15 protein-coding genes and 1 pseudogene are annotated in these 17,030 nt (G+C 71.1%); 10 read left to right on the plus strand and 6 right to left on the minus strand.

The window, feature by feature from the left end; translation table 11 throughout:
- The first annotated feature begins 101 nt into the window (after positions 1-101).
- The 3 genes from ACFYWM_RS00310 to thiE are packed head-to-tail and all read left to right on the plus strand — an operon-like array spanning position 102 to position 2,324.
- On the plus strand, positions 102-1,280 hold the full coding sequence (locus ACFYWM_RS00310) for an NAD(P)/FAD-dependent oxidoreductase (RefSeq protein WP_389906793.1): 1,179 nt from the start codon (positions 102-104) through the stop codon (positions 1,278-1,280).
- Between the two features lie 50 nt (positions 1,281-1,330).
- The gene (locus tag ACFYWM_RS00315) at positions 1,331-1,705 is read left to right on the plus strand and encodes an Rv2175c family DNA-binding protein (protein WP_389906795.1); all 375 of its coding nucleotides are present in this window, start codon (positions 1,331-1,333) and stop codon (positions 1,703-1,705) included.
- Entirely contained in the window at positions 1,683-2,324 is a 642-nt protein-coding gene (thiE, locus tag ACFYWM_RS00320; protein WP_389906797.1) for a thiamine phosphate synthase, read from the plus strand. Before ACFYWM_RS00315 ends, thiE begins: the two co-directional genes overlap by 23 nt.
- Before the next feature lie 216 nt (positions 2,325-2,540).
- On the opposite strand, the gene ACFYWM_RS00325 is transcribed toward thiE, so the two are convergent.
- Positions 2,541-3,608, minus strand: coding sequence for a polyprenyl synthetase family protein (locus tag ACFYWM_RS00325; RefSeq protein ID WP_389906799.1), 1,068 nt, complete (start codon positions 3,606-3,608; stop codon positions 2,541-2,543).
- A gap of 430 nt (positions 3,609-4,038) precedes the next feature.
- On the opposite strand from ACFYWM_RS00325, the gene metF reads away from it, so the two are divergent.
- Positions 4,039-4,971: a methylenetetrahydrofolate reductase [NAD(P)H] gene (gene metF, locus ACFYWM_RS00330; protein ID WP_389906801.1), complete on the plus strand. Its 933-nt coding sequence runs from the start codon at positions 4,039-4,041 to the stop codon at positions 4,969-4,971.
- Between the two features lie 119 nt (positions 4,972-5,090).
- Here metF and ACFYWM_RS00335 read toward each other — a convergent pair whose 3' ends face one another.
- Together ACFYWM_RS00335 and ACFYWM_RS00340 are read right to left on the minus strand one after the other, a co-directional pair.
- Entirely contained in the window at positions 5,091-5,639 is a 549-nt protein-coding gene (locus tag ACFYWM_RS00335; protein WP_389906803.1) for a GNAT family N-acetyltransferase, read from the minus strand.
- Positions 5,640-5,952: 313 nt separating this feature from the next.
- Positions 5,953-6,429: a YbaK/EbsC family protein gene (locus ACFYWM_RS00340; RefSeq protein WP_389906805.1), complete on the minus strand. Its 477-nt coding sequence runs from the start codon at positions 6,427-6,429 to the stop codon at positions 5,953-5,955.
- A gap of 119 nt (positions 6,430-6,548) precedes the next feature.
- On the opposite strand from ACFYWM_RS00340, the gene ACFYWM_RS00345 reads away from it, so the two are divergent.
- The gene (locus ACFYWM_RS00345) at positions 6,549-7,370 is read left to right on the plus strand and encodes a L,D-transpeptidase family protein (RefSeq protein ID WP_389906807.1); all 822 of its coding nucleotides are present in this window, start codon (positions 6,549-6,551) and stop codon (positions 7,368-7,370) included.
- A gap of 606 nt (positions 7,371-7,976) precedes the next feature.
- A complete protein-coding gene (locus tag ACFYWM_RS00350) occupies positions 7,977-8,423 on the plus strand; it encodes an SAV_6107 family HEPN domain-containing protein (RefSeq protein WP_389906809.1) in 447 nt (148 codons plus the stop codon).
- Between the two features lie 274 nt (positions 8,424-8,697).
- On the opposite strand, the gene ACFYWM_RS00355 is transcribed toward ACFYWM_RS00350, so the two are convergent.
- The 3 genes from ACFYWM_RS00355 to ACFYWM_RS00365 all read right to left on the minus strand — a co-directional run bounded on the left by ACFYWM_RS00355 (position 8,698) and on the right by ACFYWM_RS00365 (position 12,357).
- Positions 8,698-9,828: a PP2C family protein-serine/threonine phosphatase gene (locus ACFYWM_RS00355; protein WP_389906811.1), complete on the minus strand. Its 1,131-nt coding sequence runs from the start codon at positions 9,826-9,828 to the stop codon at positions 8,698-8,700.
- Positions 9,829-10,045: 217 nt separating this feature from the next.
- Complete coding sequence (locus ACFYWM_RS00360) at positions 10,046-10,540, minus strand: transcriptional regulator (RefSeq protein WP_329424589.1); 495 nt, start codon at positions 10,538-10,540, stop codon at positions 10,046-10,048.
- Between the two features lie 572 nt (positions 10,541-11,112).
- Entirely contained in the window at positions 11,113-12,357 is a 1,245-nt protein-coding gene (locus ACFYWM_RS00365) for an arginine deiminase (protein ID WP_389906814.1), read from the minus strand.
- A 432-nt stretch (positions 12,358-12,789) separates the two neighbouring features.
- Between ACFYWM_RS00365 and pyrR the strand changes: the two genes are divergently transcribed.
- The 4 genes and pseudogenes from pyrR to carA all read left to right on the plus strand — a co-directional run.
- The gene (gene pyrR / locus ACFYWM_RS00370; protein WP_389906816.1) at positions 12,790-13,371 is read left to right on the plus strand and encodes a bifunctional pyr operon transcriptional regulator/uracil phosphoribosyltransferase PyrR; all 582 of its coding nucleotides are present in this window, start codon (positions 12,790-12,792) and stop codon (positions 13,369-13,371) included.
- Positions 13,368-14,297 carry an aspartate carbamoyltransferase catalytic subunit gene (locus ACFYWM_RS00375; RefSeq protein WP_389906818.1) on the plus strand — a complete coding sequence of 310 codons (930 nt, stop codon included), beginning with the start codon at positions 13,368-13,370 and terminating at the stop codon, positions 14,295-14,297. Before pyrR ends, ACFYWM_RS00375 begins: the two co-directional genes overlap by 4 nt.
- Positions 14,297-15,616, plus strand: a complete 1,320-nt coding sequence (locus ACFYWM_RS00380) for a dihydroorotase (RefSeq protein ID WP_389906820.1) — start codon at positions 14,297-14,299, stop codon at positions 15,614-15,616. The genes ACFYWM_RS00375 and ACFYWM_RS00380 overlap by 1 nt, the downstream gene beginning before the upstream one ends.
- 187 nt (positions 15,617-15,803) lie before the next feature.
- Positions 15,804-16,907 (plus strand): annotated as a pseudogene (carA, locus tag ACFYWM_RS00385) (glutamine-hydrolyzing carbamoyl-phosphate synthase small subunit); the annotation flags it as partial.
- Positions 16,908-17,030 lie beyond the last annotated feature (123 nt).

A 17,030-nucleotide genomic window follows, 5' to 3' on the forward strand; every position in this document is an offset into this window, starting at 1 on the left:
TTCGGGCAACACGCTTAGCGCGTCGGATGTGAGGTAAATCCCGTTTTCGTTATCAACGACCGTTGGTAGGAGTACGGGGTTCCCGCTTATGGTCGGGAAGTGTGAATCATGTCGTGGTGGTTGGCGCCGGCCTGGCCGGTGTGCGCAGCGTGGAGGCATTACGGGCCCGCGGGTTCGGCGGCAAGATCACTTTGATCGGGGAGGAGCGGCACCGGCCCTACGACCGCCCGCCCCTGTCCAAGGGAGTGCTGCTCGGCGAGACCGACTCCACGGTCGTCGACTCCGACCTCGACGCGCTCGAGGTCGACTTCCGCGCGGGCGTGTCCGCCAAGGGGCTCCATCCCGGCGTGGTCGAGACCACCGAGGGCGAGCTGGCCTACGACGGCCTGGTCGTCGCCACCGGCGCCCGCCCGATCAGGCTGCGCGGCGACGGCCCCCAGCACGTGGTGCGCACCATCGACGACGCGCTCCACCTGCGTTCGCTGCTCGGCGAGAAGACCACGGTCGCCGTGATCGGCGCGGGCTGGATCGGCGCCGAGGTGGCCACCGCCGCCCGCAGGGCGGGCTGCGCCGTGACCGTCGTCGAGGCCGCCGACACCCCGCTGGCCGCCGCGCTCGGCCAGGTCGGCGCGTACACCGCCCCCTGGTACGCCGAGGCGGGCGTCGACCTGCGCCTGGGCACGATGGTCGCCTCCGTCGACCACGGGGGGCTCACCCTGGCCGACGGCTCGGCGATCGAGGCCGACGTGGTCGTCACCGGCGTGGGCGTGCGGCCCGCGACCGAGTGGCTGGCCGGGTCCGGCATCAGGCTCGACAACGGCGTGGTCACCGACGAGCACCTGCGCACCTCGCTGCCCGACGTGGTCGCGGTGGGCGACTGCGCGGCCTGGTGGTCGCGCCGCTACGGCATCCGCCTGCGCGTCGAGCACTGGGACACCGCCCTGGGCGCCCCGGACGTCGCGGCGGCCACCCTCGTCGGCGACGCCGCGGTCTACGACCCGGTCCCCTACTTCTGGTCCGAGCAGTTCGGCCACATGGTCCAGTACGCCGGCCACCACGACGGCGCCCGCCTGATCACGCGCGGCGACCCGGCGGCCGAGGGCAAGCCCAGGTGGGCGATCTGCTGGGTGACCGACGACGACCGGCTCACCGCGGTGCTCTCCGTCAACCGCCCCCGCGATCTCGTCCAGGGGCGCCGCCTCATCGAGGGCGGCCAGCGCCTCGACGTCGATCGCCTCGCCGACCCTGCGATAGCGTTGCGCGATTGTACGGTGGCGTAACCTCGCCGCCAGGTGTTTGGCGAAGGGCTCGATGTGGTAGTGGTGGATTCGTGACGCTTTCTGTTGCGCAGATCGACCGGGAAACCGACCAGCTGGTGGGCGAGTGGCTCACCCTGACCGAGGTGGCCAGAAGGCTCAACCTGAGCGCCGGTCGCGCCAAGCAACTTCTCAAGGACCGCAAGCTCATCGGAGTGCGCAGGGGCGGCGGTGAGCCACAGGTCCCCGCCGCTTTCCTCACCGGAGACGACGTCGTCAAGGGCCTGCCCGGCACCCTCACGGTGCTCCTGGACGCCGGATACGACGACGTCGAATCCCTGCGCTGGCTCTTCACCCCCGACGACACGCTGCCGGGCTCGCCCGTCGACGCGATCGTGGCGGGTCGCCACACCGAGGTGAAGAGACGTGCCCAGGCCCTCGGTTTCTGACGCCCGCCTGTATCTCTGTACGGACGGGCGTCGTGACCGGGGAGACCTCGCGGACTTCCTCGACGCCGCCCTCTCGGGCGGGGTCGACATCGTGCAGCTGCGCGAGAAGGGGCTTGAGGCGCGCGAGGAGCTCGATCTCCTCGCCGTCTTCCGCGAGGCCTGCGACCGGCACGGCACCCTCCTGGCCGTGAACGACAGGGCCGACATCGCCTACGCGATCCGTCCCGACGTGCTCCACCTCGGCCAGGACGACCTGCCGGTGCCGGTCGCCCGCGACCTGCTCGGCGACGACATCCTCATCGGGCGTTCCACTCACGCCCCCGAGGAGGCGTCCGCCGCGGCCGTCGAGCCCGGTGTCGACTACTTCTGCTGCGGCCCGATCTGGCCGACGCCCACCAAGCCCGGCAGGTTCGCCCCGGGCCCCGGCCTGCTCAGGCACGCCGCGGCCCTGGAGACCGACCGGCCCTGGTTCGGCATCGGCGGCATCGACCTCGCCAACCTGGACGAGGTCATGTCGTACGGTGTGCGCCGGATCGTGGTCGTGCGGGCCATCACCGAGGCCGACGACCCCAAGGCGGCGGCCGAGGAGTTCAAGCGGAGGCTGGCCGCCCCCGCCTGAGGTCCTCCCGCCCGGCGAGGACAGCGCGTCCTTCGCCGGGCGGCCCGCCCGGTCGGTGAGCTCGGTCATGGCCCGTTCTGGGCCGGGCTGGTCGCGTGCTTGGCGCGGGCCCGGTCAGGCGCGCGCCCGGGTCCGTCTCGGCCAGGTCCACTGTGATCAGGTCCGCCGTGATCAGGTCCGCCGTGATCAGGTCCGCCGTGATCAGGTCCGCCGCGATCAGGTCCGCCGTGAGGTGGCGGCCACCGCGAGGTCGGCCAGGGCCGCGCGGGCCTCGGGAAGGATCGGGGCGCCCTCCAGCGAGCCCAGGGCGTTCTCCAGATATCCCTTGATCAGGTCCTCGCACGCCACGAGGGCCCCCGTCTCCTCGATGATCCGGCGCAGCCGGTCGACTCCGGCCTCGTCCAGGCCGGGGTCGCCCAGCGTGGTGCGCACCACCTGGGCCTGGGACTCCGAGGCCACGGCCAGCGTGCGGGCGATAAGCATGGTCCGCTTGCCCTCGCGAAGATCGTCACCGGCCGGTTTGCCGGTCTCGTCCGGGTCGCCGAACACGCCGAGGATGTCGTCGCGCAGCTGGAAGGCGATGCCCACGGACTGCCCGTACTCCTCGCAGAGCCGGTCGATCCACGGCTCCCTGCCCCGGGCGGCCAGCACCAGGCCGAGCCGGAGCGGCTGTTCCACGGAGTACTTGCCGCTCTTGAAGAGGGCGACCCGCAGCGCGCTGTCGAAGGTGCCCTCGCCGTGCGCCTGCTCCAGCAGATCGAAGTACTGCCCGCACATCAGCTCGGTGCGCATGTCGTCGTGGACCTTCTGCGCCGCCGCCAGCGAGTCGGCGGGCAGGCCGCTGTTCCGCCACATCTCACCGGACCAGATGAGCATCAGGTTGCCCAGCAGGATGGCCGCCCCCTCGCCGAACTGCTCGGCCGAGCCGTGCCAGCCCGCCCGCCTGTGCAGCTCCTCGAACCTGCGGTGCGCCGAGGGCATGCCCCGGCGCAGGTCGCTGGCGTCCATCACGTCGTCGTGCACCAGGGCGCTGGCCTGGAGCAGCTCCAGCGAGGCCGCGGCGGCGAAGAGCGCGGGATCGTCGTCCCCGCCCGCGCCACGCCAGCCCCAGTAGCAGAAGGCGGGTCGCAGCCTCTTGCCGCCCGAGAGGAAATCCTCGGCCGCCGACACGAGCGGGGCAAGCTCCGGGGCGCTGACCTGCGGGCGCTGCCGTTCGACGAACTGCCGAAGGGAGCGGTCCACCTCGGACCGGATCGTGTCCAGCGCGGCTGCAGAAGTGATCATCGAATACCTCCAGTGTGGAGACCCTGGGCTTCAGCTCTGGGGGGAAAACGCGGCATGTCGCCGTACGTCACAGCAACCTGACCGGCGGTGATGACACATCGACCACCGTACGCATGATCGACAAGATCCTCTCCGCCGGCCCGGTGCAGGGGTGGCCGGTGGAGAGGTGGAACGCCTGTGGAGCCGATGTGGGGCACGACACCTCCGGGTTCCTTGCGACTGGCGGCGAGGCAGGAAACCCAATCTATGAAAATTGGAATCCCCCGCCTTCGGCGGCGGGAGGAGGTCAGGTAATGAGATTAACGGTCCAAGGGGACATTTCGATCTAGAGGGGTGGTTGTTTTGCGCGGTAATTGCCACAAGGTCGTTCTGCGGGCGGCGAAGATGATCTGATCGGGCACTCGGGCGGCCGGGGAAGTATCCTTGCCCCATGGCTCTGGGTCGCGCATCTGTCCTCCCCGATCGTGTCGCCACCGTCCGCGAGCTCCTCGCCGCCGGTGCCCGCTCGTTCTCCTTCGAGTTCTTCCCGCCGAAGACCGACGAGGGAGAGCGCCAGCTCTGGCGTGCCGTCCGCGAGCTGGAGTCGCTGCACCCCACCTTCGTGTCCGTCACCTACGGCGCCGGCGGCGGCACCCGTGACCGCACCGTCGACATCGTCGAGCGGCTCGCCCACGAGACCACGCTCACCCCGGTGGCCCACTTCACCGCCGTCAACCACTCCGTCCGCGAGCTGCGCCACCTGATCGGCCGCTTCGCGGGGGCGGGCGTGCGCAACATCCTCGCCGTGCGGGGCGACCCGCCCGGCGACGTGACGGGCGAGTGGGTGCGCCACCCCGAGGGCGTCCAGTACGCCGAGGAGCTCGTCCGGCTCATCCGCCAGTCGGGCGACTTCTGCGTGGGCGTGGCCGCCTTCCCGTACAAGCACCCCAGGTCGGCCTCGATCGACTCCGACACCGAGTACTTCGTGCGCAAGTGCCGCGCGGGCGCCGACTACGCGATCACCCAGATGTTCTTCCGCGCGGAGGACTACCTGCGGCTGCGCGACCGGGTGGCGGCCAGTGGCTGTGACACGCCGATCATCCCCGGCATCATGCCCGTCACGCAGATGAGCACCATCGCCAGGTCCGAGCAGCTCTCCGGGGCGCCGTTCCCGCCGGAGGTGGCCGAGAGGTTCGCGGCCGTCGCCGACGACCCGGCCGCCGTGCGCAGCCTCGGCATCGAGCACGCCGCCGAGCTCTGCCAGACCCTGCTCGACGAGGGCGTGCCCGGCATCCACTTCATCACCTTCAACCGCTCCAGCGCGACCCGCGAGGTCTTCCAGGCCCTCGATCACACGTCGCAGCCCGCTCCGCTGTCCGTCTGACGCCGCGGTGTCCCCCCGGCGGCCTGCCCGGCCGCCAGGGGCTCGTCGCGGGCGTACGCGGTGCGCCCGGACCCGGAGGGCATCCCGCCGGCGGGTGCCCGGAGTCGCCGTCCGGTGGCTCAGCCGCCCAGCGGCAACGGGGTCCCGAGGATCGCGTAGCGCTCGTTCCCGCCCGGGAAGACGAACTGCGTGAGCAGGTCCACGAAGCCGATGCTCCGATAGAGGTGCCGGGCCGCGGTGGGCTGGTCGCGGGTCGACAGCACGGCGGTGCGCTCCAGGCGGCCCGCGCACATACCCGTGATCATCGCCCGGCCGATGCCCTTCCCCTGGTAGTCGGGGTGGACGTGGATCTCGGCGAGCTCCAGCGCGTTGCCCAGCCAGCCGCGGGCGCTGCCCTCGCCGTGTCTCTCCACGAGGGCCCGCCTGACCACGTCGTGCCACCACTGGCCGGGAACCCCGTGGAAGCCGTAGGCGATGCCCACCGGCGTGCCGTCGGCGAGCTCGGCGAACAGGCAGGTGAAGGCGGGATGGGTGGCGTGGTTTCCCATGATGAGCCTGCGCCCGGCGATCTGGTCGGCGGGCGGGTTCATCGCCTCGGTGTAGACGCGGAGGACCGCGTCCAGCCGGAGTGTGAACTCGTCGGGGCCGATCCGTCGCAGTCCGATCACGCGTCGCACCCTAGCAGGGCGGACGTGGCGCGGGTCGGCGCGAGGCGCGAGAGCGGTGCCCGGTGCTCTCCCCGAGGCGCGGGAGCGGTGCCCGGCGCTCGCCCGGAGGTTTCCCGGCCGCTCCCGCTCTCCTCGCGGACCCGCCCGCGAGGAGCCTGACCGGCCCCTCGCGGCTCGCGCGACGGCGTGCGGACCTCGCCCGGCACCGCGCCATGGTCACGGCGTCTCGTGCGCAGGGTGTTTCAGGAGTGCAGGGTGTTTCGGGAGTACGGGGTGTTCTGGGAGTACGGGGCTCAGGCGACGCGGGGAGTCTTCACTCGACCTCGACGGGGACCCCGCCGGTGATGCGGACGAGCTCCTCGAAGGAGGTCGGGAAGACGGTGTGCGGATGGCCGGCGGCGGCCCAGACGACCTCGTGCTTGCTCAGCCAGGTGTCGACCAGCGTCCTGACCGGCGCGGGGTGGCCGATCGGGGCGACGCCGCCGATGACCTGGCCGGTGGCCGCCCGTACGAAGGCGGGGTCGGCGCGCTTCACCTTCGCCACGCCGGCCGTCCTGGCGATCAGGCCGGTGTCGACCCGGTGGGCTCCGCTGGTCAGCACCAGGAGCGGCTCGCCGTCGGCGTCGAATATCAGGCTGTTGGCGATGGCGCCGACCTCGCAGCCGAGCTGCGCGGCCGCGGTGGCGGCGGTCGGAGTGGCCTCCGCGAAGATGACGATCTCGCCGGGAACGTCGTGCTCGCGCAGGACGGCGGCGACCTTCTCGATGTTCGGATGCAACTTTTCTGGCACGCGGCCACTCTAAACAGATTGACCGTTGATTGCCGCTTCATAACCGGCGTCCTGCACGGGGAAGCCGTGCGCTATGGTCCCTTGACCCGATCCATAGTGATATGAGGAGTTGATTGAAAGTGGGGGTTGGACAGCGGCGGGGAGTGGCCGCACTGATGACGGCGGGGGCCGTACTCCTCTCTTCCGCGGGCGTCACCCTTTCCGCGGGCGCCGCCGCGGCCCAGACCTCGGCCTCCCCGGTCTCCTCGGCCGTCACGGCGGGCACGTCCGGCACGGCGACGGGGGCGAGCCCGTTCGCCGCACCGGGCAAGACGCTCAAGCTCGGCGCGAAGGGCGCCACGGTGAAGGTGCTCCAGACCCGGCTGGCCGAGCTCGGCTACGCCCCGGGCAGGATCGACGGCCGCTACGGCGGGGCGACCCTGGCGGCGGTCTGGGCCTTCCAGAAGGTCAACGGCGTCACCCCGACCAGCACCGTGGCGCGCAGGACCTGGGACGCCCTGGAGGCCCCGCTGGCGCCGAAGGTGCTCGTCCCCAACGGGAAGCCGACCCGGGTGGAGGTCAACCTCGCCAAGCAGGTGATGGTCCTCTACGTCGGCGGCGCGGTGAAACTGATCAGCCACACGTCCTCCGGCAGCGGCGTCTCCTACTGCGAGACGGCCACCTGGGAGGGCAGGTCGCAGCGCTTCTGCGGTGACGCCCGCACGCCGACGGGCGACTACAAGACCACCTGGCGCAGGGACGGCTGGCACAAGTCCTACCTGGGCCAGCTTTACAACCCGATCTTCTTCAACGGGGGCATCGCCTTCCACGGCGCGCTCTCGGTGCCGCTGGCGCCCGCCTCCCACGGTTGCGTACGGCTGCCGATGCACGTGGCGGAGGTCCTGCCCGGCCTGCTCGGTACCGGGGTTCCGGTGCACGTCCGGGGCAGGTTCGTCCGGTAGGGCGGTCGAACAGGCGATCCGGCGGGAGTGACCCCGCCGGTCGTGAACCGGGCCCCGGGAGACGGTGATCTCCCGGGGCCCTTTCGTGTCCACTCACGCGTTGATTTCTCCGGGGCCTCGCATTTCGGCACGTGCCGGCCTTCCGGTGCTCTTTCGCGCTCCCGCGTCGATCTCTCCGGAGCCTCGCGTGTCCCTGCACGCAGACCTTCCGATGGCCCTTCGCGCGCTCCCGTGCTGATTTCTCAGGGCGTCGCGTGCTCTTGCGCGCCGATCTCCCCAAGGTCCTCCGCGCACCCACGTACCGATCTCCCGGTGGCCCTTCGCGCGCTTACACACCCGAAGATCGAACTTTTGTTCGCCGTTTTACTTGACAGTGTTAGTGATCGAATTTATGTTCGATGTGATGACACGGGGCTCGCGGCTCGTGTCCTAGGGCGGCCGATCAGGTCCTCGTCGTCGGCGGAGACGATCGGGCCAGGTCAGGACGGGCGGGGAGAGGGGAAGCTCCTCGTCCGGCCGTCCGGTGGATTTGTCGGTGGGGTCTGCGAGTGTGATACCACCGGCGAAAACGCCGGAGCCGCTTGCGACCAAGGAGGCTGAAGCACTATGATCCCTCGGCTCAGCGATTCCGGTGGGCCCCGGTTGTCCCCCACGGTGCGGGCGCACCTCACAGACGCGCGCGACTGCCTCGAAGAGGCCGCCGCTGCCCGGACCTCCGCCGCGCGTTACGTCGCGGCCCACCTCGCCGCGCTCAGGGCGGCCGCTGCCGTCCTGGCGGCCCGTCCCCGTCCGATGCAGGGCCGCAGGCGCAGGCTGCGCAGCGCCTGGGAGCTGCTGCCCGAGGCCGAGCCCCGCCTGGCCGAGTGGGCACCCTACTTCGAGACGAGCGCGGCCAAGCGGGCCGCCGCCGAGGCGGGCCTGACCCGCACGGTGTCCTCGCGCGACGCGGAGGAGCTCGTCTCCGAGGCGGAGCGTTTCGTCACCACCGTGGAGAGGCTGCTCGGCGTGCCGAGCCAGCCCATGCTCCCCGGCCAGGTCCCTCTAGCCGGTTAGAGCCGGAGCGGCTTCCCGTTCGGGGGCGCCGTTCGGGCTCACCGGCGCCGTCCCCGTACGTCCCGGTGCCACCGGTCCTCCCGGGCAGGCGCGGGACGTACGGGGACGTTTTTCGCGTCGCCCGCCCCCGGGCCACCCGTCCTCAAGCGGCCCGTCCGCAAGGTGCCCGTTCGTACGTCGCTCGTCAAGCGACCCGTCTTCAAGGCGCCCGTTCGTACGCCGCTCGTCCTCGGGCGGGTCGTCTCCATGTCGCCCGTTCCCGTGCCGGCCGCTCTCACGCCGCCGTGGAGTTCTGGCGGGCGGCGCGGTGGCGCAGCAGGAGCATGGCGGCGTCGTCGCCCAGCGGCCTGCCCACGTGGCCGAGCAGGTCGGCGCGCAGGGCGTCCAGGGAGCCCTGGGGGTCGTCGCCGTCCAGCAGGTGCGCCCGCTCCAGCAGCGGGTAGAACTCGCCCTCCCCGTCGCGCGCCTCGATGACCCCGTCGGTGTAGAAGAGGACCTGGTCGCCCGGCTCGAACGGGATGTGGTGCGGCTGCGGCTCATTGGCCTTGAGGGCGCTCATGCCCAGCGGGAGCGCCTCGTCCGGCGGGTCGGCGAACCAGATCCCGCCCTCGGCGTCGAGCACCATGGGCGCCGGGTGGCCGCAGTTGATGACGGTGATGGTGGAACCGCCGCTGATCTCGGCCAGCACGGCGGTCACGAACTGCTCGCCGGACAGCTCGCGGGTCAGGGCGTTCTCCAGGCGCGCCACGACGCCCTGGAGCGTTCTCTCGTCGTGGGCCGCCTCCCGGAAGGCCCCGAGCACCACCGCGGCCGTCTCCACGGCCTCCAGGCCCTTGCCCTGGACGTCTCCCACGATGATCCGCACCCCGTGCGGAGTGGTGACGACCTCGTACAGGTCGCCGCCGATCCTGGCCTCGGCCGTGGCGGAGGTGTACGAGACGGCCACGCCGATGCCCGGTCCCGCGCGGCGGGGCACCGGGCGCAGCAGCACCCGCTGGGCGGCCTCGGCCACCGAGCGCACGTCGGCGAGCTGGTGCTCGTGGCGCAGCCGCCCGGCGCTGGCCAGCACGCTGGCCACGGTGACGCCGAGGATGGCGAGGAGGGTGATGTCGGTGCGGGGCATCCAGAGGATGTCGTTGTAGACGCCGAGGGCGAAGCACAGCACCAGGGCGACGACGCCGACCACCGTGGTGCGGGCCAGGCCGCACGCCACGCTGGCGAAGGCCGGGCCGAGGGCGAGCAGCGGCAGGAGGCCGGACGTGGGGCCCGAGCCGAAGTCGATCAGGGCCACCACGGCCATGACGACGAACGGCAGGAGTTTCAGGGTGTCCTGGGTCTTGGTGGTGCCGATCGAGGTCAGCAACCGCAGGAAGGCGCGCGTCTTGGTCGACCCCAGGGACGCCATGACGGCGCCGAGGCGGTTCTTCCGGCTTGATCGAGAGTGATCGAGCCGATCATCTCTCGAAGCCATGACCACCACATCTCGCTAAACGCGTGTTTGCCTTTTCCTACCACAATGGCGGTGGCCAGGGGCGGGACGAAGAGCACGTTCTGCTGAGAGCCGGGAATCTCTGCGGGGTGGGCACGCCGGTTCCGGCGCACCCACGACCGGTCAGGGGTCGTCAGAAGGACTCGACGGCTCGGCGAGCCTCCGGGTCCAGGACGCCCCAGCTGATGAGCTCCTCGGTGAGCTCGCTGGGGGACTTGTCGTAGATCACGGCGAGGGAGCGCAGGTCCTCCTGGCGGATGGACAGCACCTTGCCGTTGTAGTCGCCACGCTGGCTCTGGATGGTGGCCGCGTAACGGGCGAGCGCGCCCGCCTTCTCCTTGGGGAGCTGGGCGAGACGCTCAAGGTCGATCACAAGCTTCGGTGTCGGGCCCAGGGGGCTCGGAGCGGCCCCTCCCGGCAACAACTCCGAGACCGGCACTCCGTAGAAATCAGCCAGTTCGGCAAGCTTCTGCACGGTGACAGCACGGTCGCCACGCTCGTAGGAGCCGACGACGACCGCCTTCCAGCGCCCACGGGACTTCTCTTCGACTCCGTGCAGGGACAGGCCCTGCTGGGTGCGAATGGCGCGGAGTCGTGCACCCAGCGACTTGGCGTACTCAGACGGCATGGTGTGGCCCCCCGGCTCTGTTATGTAGTGCTCTCAACTTGATTGTGCTACCTCGCAACTTATGCCCCGTTCACCGGGTTGGCGCCCGGGGTAGGCACCTTCGGTGACCGATGCGTCGGGGTTCACCCGATAACGCCACGAGGTGTGGTTACGGACAGTGACGGTAAAGCTGTGGGCGCCTAAGGTCAAGCTGATTGGAAAAAAGATGCCGAATCCGGTCCGGTGGGATCCGCCTCAAACGCCGCACTTGTCCTACCCCGCATCGCGAAACCTCCGGTTTTTACGGCACTTCGGCAAGATTCCCGCCGCTTCTCCGGGATCCCGGGGGACGTCGTCCCCGGGCGTGGCGACGGGCGTATGATCTTGAACGGCACGGCGGCGACGCGGCGGCGGGGAACACTCGGTGCGACGGTCCCGTACGGGCGGAGGCGTGCCCGCGTGCCGGTCCGGGCCCCCGTGCCGCCCCGGCCGCCGTCCGGGTCCCGAGGGCCGGTCGTCGCGAGGGCCGACCGTCGTGAGAGGCGGCCGTTGCGAGGGGCGGCCGTTGTGAAGGGCGGTCGTCGTGAGGGACGTCAGATGCCGTCGCGTTCGAGGGGGCAGCTCATGCAGCGCGGGCCGCCCCGGCCGCGGCCGAGCTCGCTGCCCCGGATCGTGATGACCTCGATCCCGTTCTCGCGCAGGTGGTTGTTGGTGGTGGTGTTGCGCTCGTAGGCCACCACCACGCCGGGACGCAGGGCCAGCACGTTGCAGCCGTCGTCCCACTGCTCCCGCTCGGAGGCGTACACGTCCTGCTTCGCGCTGAGGACCTTGATGTCGTCCAGCCCGATCGCCCGCGCGATGGCCCGGTGCATGTCCTCCGGGGGATGGTCGGTGATCTTGAGTTCCTTCTCGTTGTCGCCGGGCTCGACCATGTAGGAGGGCAGCATGCCCAGGCCCGCGAACTTGGTGAAGACGCCGACGTCCACGTTGGTCATGACCGTGTCCAGGTGCATGAAGGCCCGCGCCTTCGGCATGTCCAGCGCGACGATCTTCGTCGCCGCCCCTCGCTTGAACAGGCTGCGCGCGAGCATCTCGACCGCCTGGGGCTGGGTGCGCTCGCTGATCCCGACCAGCACCGCGCCCCGGCCGATGACGAGCACGTCGCCGCCCTCGATGGTGGCGGGCGCCGCGGGGATGCCGGGCATCCAGACGTTGTAGCCGCCCTCGCCGGGCCGGTCGTAGCCGGGCGCGAAGGCCGGGTGGTAGCGGTAGATCGCCTCCATGTTGACGGTCTCGCGGCGGCGGGCCTTCTTCCGCATCGCGTTGATCGAGACGCCGTCGTAGATCCAGCAGGAGGTGTCGCGGGTGAACAGGTGGTTGGGCAGCGGGGGCAGGACGAAGTCGTCCGGCTTGAGCGTGTGGAAGGCGAGGCTCTTGGGGTCGGTGCCCATCTCCACCATCTCGCGCTTGGTGATGCCGCCGGTGAGATAGCGCTGGAGCACGACGGAGTCCATCGAGTCCAGCGCGTTGCGGACGGCGTCGACGGCCATCGGGCCGAAGTAGCGCTCGTCGGCGACGCCGTCCAGGATGTGCTTGCGCGCCTCGGGGATCTCCACCGTCTCGCGGAGCAGGTCGGAGAGCATGTAGACGGTGACGCCCTGGTCGACCAGGAGCTTCTGCCACTCCTCGTGCTCCTCCACGGCACGCTGCACCCACAGCACGTCGTCGAAGAGGAAGTCGTCCTTGTTCGACGGCGTGAGCCGTTTGAGGGCGAGTTCCGGCCTGTGCAGCAGGACCTGGTGGAGCCGGCCGACCTCGGAGTCGACGTGAAAGGCCATTTCTCTTCCTTCGGCTGGTGACGGGCACGGCTGGTGATGATCGATGGGGGCCGGCGGTAGGGCGGGGTCGGCGGCGGGTGCGTCTGGTGAGGGGTGTGTCCGGTGACGGTACGGCCGGTGGCGGGCTCGCCGGGAGGCCGCCGGGCCGCCCACGCCCGGGGCATGATCGTCGTGCCTTCCTCGGTGCTCGGTGCTCGGTGCTCAGTGCGGATCGGTGCGGGTCGGTGCGGATGTAAAGCGCATACCCGGAGAACCAAGGGGAAGTCAGCGAAGATCATGATATTTATCCACTTTTGAGAAGATCGCCGGGCGGATCTTCGGTGTTCGCGTGGCGGACCCCCTCTTCGGGCGAGTTGTCACCCGGCTGGTACCGTGAAGGCGTTGACTTCCTTTAAGACCCGTCCCGTGAGGCGGGAAAGGCGGTGTTTCTCCTTGGCCGAGGCCATTTCGCGTTCGCTCCCGCATGCGCCGGGCAACGCGCACGCCGTTCTAGAGGGGCCCGACATCAACCGGGCCCTCATCCGCATCTCCCACGAGATCCTCGAACGTACCAAGGGCGGCGAGAACGTCCTCCTCCTGGGCATCCCCACCCGCGGCGTCCACCTGGCCCGCCGCCTGGCCGCCCACATCAGGCAGTTCGAGGGCCGCACGGTGCCCGTCGGCTCCCTCGACGTCACCATGTACCGCGACGACCTCCGGCTGCGCCCCGCCCGCGCGCTGGGCCGCACCGAGCTGCCCGCCGAGGGCATCGACGGCAGGGTGGTCGTCCTCGTCGACGACGTCCTCTACTCGGGCCGCACCGTACGCGCCGCCCTCGACGCCCTCAACGACCTGGGCCGCCCGCAGGCCGTGCAGCTCGCCACCCTGGTCGACCGGGGGCACCGCGAGCTGCCCATCCGCCCCGACTACGTGGGCAAGAACCTGCCGACCTCCAAGTCCGAGAGCGTCAAGGTCTATCTGGAGGAGAACGACGGCCGTGACGCGGTCCTGCTGCTGAAGGAGGACGACCGATGAAGCGGCACCTCATCTCCGCGGCCGACCTGACCCGCGACGACGCCCTGCTCATCCTGGACACCGCCGACGAGCTGGCGAAGATCTCGGAACGTTCCATCAAGAAGCTGCCCACCCTGCGGGGCCGCACGGTGGTGAACCTCTTCTTCGAGGACTCCACCCGGACCAGGATCTCCTTCGAGGCCGCCGCCAAGCGCCTGTCGGCCGACGTCATCAACTTCTCCGCCAAGGGCTCCAGCGTCTCCAAGGGCGAGTCGCTCAAGGACACCGCGCTCACCCTGGAGGCGATGGGCGCCGACGCCGTCGTCATCCGCCACGGCGCCTCGGGCGCGCCGTACCGGCTGGCCGGGTGGGTACGCGGCAGCGTCGTCAACGCCGGCGACGGCACCCACGAGCACCCCACCCAGGCCCTGCTCGACGCCTTCACCATGCGCCGCCGCCTGGGCTCGCTGGACGGCAGGAAGATCACCATCGTCGGCGACGTGCTGCACAGCCGGGTGGCCCGCTCCAACGTGCTGCTGCTGGCCACGCTCGGCGCCGAGGTGACCCTGGTCGCCCCGCCGACCCTGTTCCCGGTCCAGGTCGGCTCCTGGCCGTGCGAGGTCTCGTACGACCTCGACGCGGTGCTGCCCAAGTCCGACGTGGTGATGATGCTGCGCGTGCAGCGCGAGCGCATGAACGCGGCGTTCTTCCCCACCGAGCGGGAGTACAGCCGCCGCTACGGGCTCGACCGCGACCGCGTCGCCAAGATGCCCGACCACGCCATCGTGATGCACCCCGGCCCGATGAACCGGGGCATGGAGATCGCGGCCGAGGTGGCCGACTCGCCGCGCTCGACGATCGTCGAGCAGGTCGCCAACGGCGTGACCGCACGCATGGCCGTCCTTTATCTGCTGCTCGGCGGCGCCGACCTCGGGGGAGAGATCTGATGAACGACCGCATCGGGGCCACGCGTGACGGCATCGTCATCAGGGGCGCCAGGATCCTCGGCGGCGAGCCGGCCGACATCCTGATCCGCGACGGCCTGCTGGTGGAGATCGGCCGGGGGCTGACCGGCGGCGAGACCGTCGAGGCCGAGGGGCTGATCGCCCTGCCCGGCCTGGTCGACCTGCACACCCACCTGCGCGAGCCGGGCCGCGAGGACGCCGAGACCGTCGACACCGGCACCCGCGCCGCCGCGCTCGGTGGCTACACCGCCGTGCACGCCATGGCCAACACCGAGCCGGTCGCCGACACCGCGGGCGTCGTCGAGCAGGTCTGGCGCCTGGGTCAGGAGGCGGGCCACTGCGACGTGCAGCCCGTCGGCGCCGTCACCGTCGGCCTGGGCGGCGAGCGCCTGGCCGAGCTCGGCGCGATGGCCGACTCCGCCGCGCGGGTCCGGGTCTTCTCCGACGACGGCAGGTGCGTCTCCGACGCGGTGCTGATGCGCCGCGCCCTGGAGTACGTCAAGGCGTTCGACGGCGTCGTCGCCCAGCACGCCCAGGAGCCGCGCCTGACCGCGGGGGCGCAGATGAACGAGGGCGCGGTCTCCGGCAGGCTGGGCCTGACCGGGTGGCCCGCGGTCGCCGAGGAGGCGATCATCGCCCGCGACTGCCTGCTCGCCGCCCACGTCGGCTCGCGCCTGCACATCTGCCACGTCTCCACGGCCGGTTCCGTGGAGATCATCCGCTGGGCCAAGTCCAAGGGCTGGGACGTCACCGCCGAGGTGACCCCGCACCACCTGCTGCTCACCGACGACCTGGTCGAGGACTCCCCGGTCGGCTCCTACAACCCGATCTACAAGGTGAACCCGCCGCTGCGCACCCGCGCGGACGTCGAGGCGCTGCGCGAGGCCCTGGCCGACGGCACGATCGACTGCGTGGCCACCGACCACGCCCCGCACCCGGTCGAGGACAAGGAGACCGAGTGGGCCGCCGCGGCGATGGGCATGATCGGCCTGGAGACGGCGCTGGCCGTGGTCCAGGAGGCGATGGTCGACACGGGGCTGCTCGACTGGGCCGGTGTCGCCGAGCGCATGTCCGTGGCCCCGGCCAGGATCGGCAGGCTCCAGGGGCACGGGCGGCCGATCGAGGCAGGGGCCCCGGCCAACATCACCCTCTACGACCCCTCGGTGCGTGCCGCGGTCGACCCGGCGGGCTACGCTTCCAAGAGCCGGAACACGCCCTACGAGGGCCTGACGCTGCCCGGCCGCGTCGTGGCGACCTTCCTGCGCGGCAGGCCGACCGTCCTGGACGGAAAGCTCACGTGAGCGCTCCCGTCCGCCGCCCCCGGGCGACCGCCGCGACCCTCGCGGCCTCCGGGCCTCTCGGGGCCCCCGGGATTCCCGGGACTTCCATGGGACGCGGAGGCGTCCCGCTCGCCGGGGGAACGGCGACCCAATATGCCGGATATTTCATACTTTGCGGAGCTGTAACCGAGATGATCGGGGTGTGTGAGTGACCGCAGTGCTAGTGCTGGAAGACGGCCGCGTCTTCCGCGGGACCCCCTACGGCGCCGAGGGCGAGACCTTCGGCGAGATGGTCTTCAACACCGGGATGACCGGCTACCAGGAGACGCTGACCGACCCGTCGTACCACCGCCAGATCGTCGCGATGACCGCGCCCCACATCGGGAACACCGGGGTCAACGACGAGGACCCGGAGTCGTCGCGGGTGTGGGTGGCCGGATACGTGGTCCGCGAGCCCGCCAGGACGGCCTCCAGCTGGCGATCCAACCGTTCCCTGGACGACTACCTCAGGGAGCAGGGCGTCGTCGGCATCGCCATCACCGGCACCCGCGCCCTCACCCGCCACCTGCGGGAGCGCGGGGCGATGCGGGCCGGGGTGTTCTCCGGCAAGGCCCTGGCGCCGGTCGAGGAGCTGCTGGAGCGGGTGCTGGACAGCCCCGCGATGGAGGGCGCCGACCTGGCCGGGGCGGTCTCCACCCCCGAGCCGTACGTCGTGCCCGCGATCGGTCCCAAGCGGTTCACCGTGGCCGCCGTCGACCTCGGCATCAAGGCGATGACGCCGCACCGGATGGCCGAGCGCGGCTGCGAGGTGCACGTGCTGCCCGCCTCCGTCACCGCCGAGGAGATCCTCGCGCTCGGCCCCGACGGGGTGTTCTTCTCCAACGGGCCGGGCGACCCGGCCACCGCCGACGGCCCGGTCGAGGCGCTTCGCGGCGTCCTCGACGCGGGCGTGCCGTTCTTCGGCATCTGCTTCGGCAACCAGCTCTTCGGCCGGGCGCTGGGGCTGGGCACCTACAAGCTGCGCTACGGCCACCGGGGCGTCAACCAGCCGGTGCAGCACCGGGGCACCGGCAAGGTGGAGATCTCCGCGCACAACCACGGCTTCGCGGTACGGGCGCCGCTGGAGGGCGCGTTCGACACGCCGTACGGGCCGGCGGAGGTGAGCCACGTCAACCTCAACGACGACTGCGTCGAGGGGCTGCGGCTGCTGGAGCGCCCGGCGTTCAGCGTCCAGTACCACCCCGAGGCCGCGGCGGGCCCGCACGACTCGGCCGGCCTGTTCGACGACTTCTGCGCGTTGATGGCGGGCGAGCGGGGAACGGTCGGTGGGGTGAGCGCTAACACCAGCGCGAGCGTGAGTACGAGTACGGAGCGGTCGAGGGGACGAGCGGGCGGAGTGGCCGACGAGGGACGAGTCGTCCGCGCAGCCGGCGAG

Origin of the sequence: Streptosporangium sp. NPDC002721 (assembly GCF_042888905.1) — a bacterium.
In the GTDB taxonomy this organism is placed as follows: Bacteria; Actinomycetota; Actinomycetes; order Streptosporangiales; family Streptosporangiaceae; genus Streptosporangium.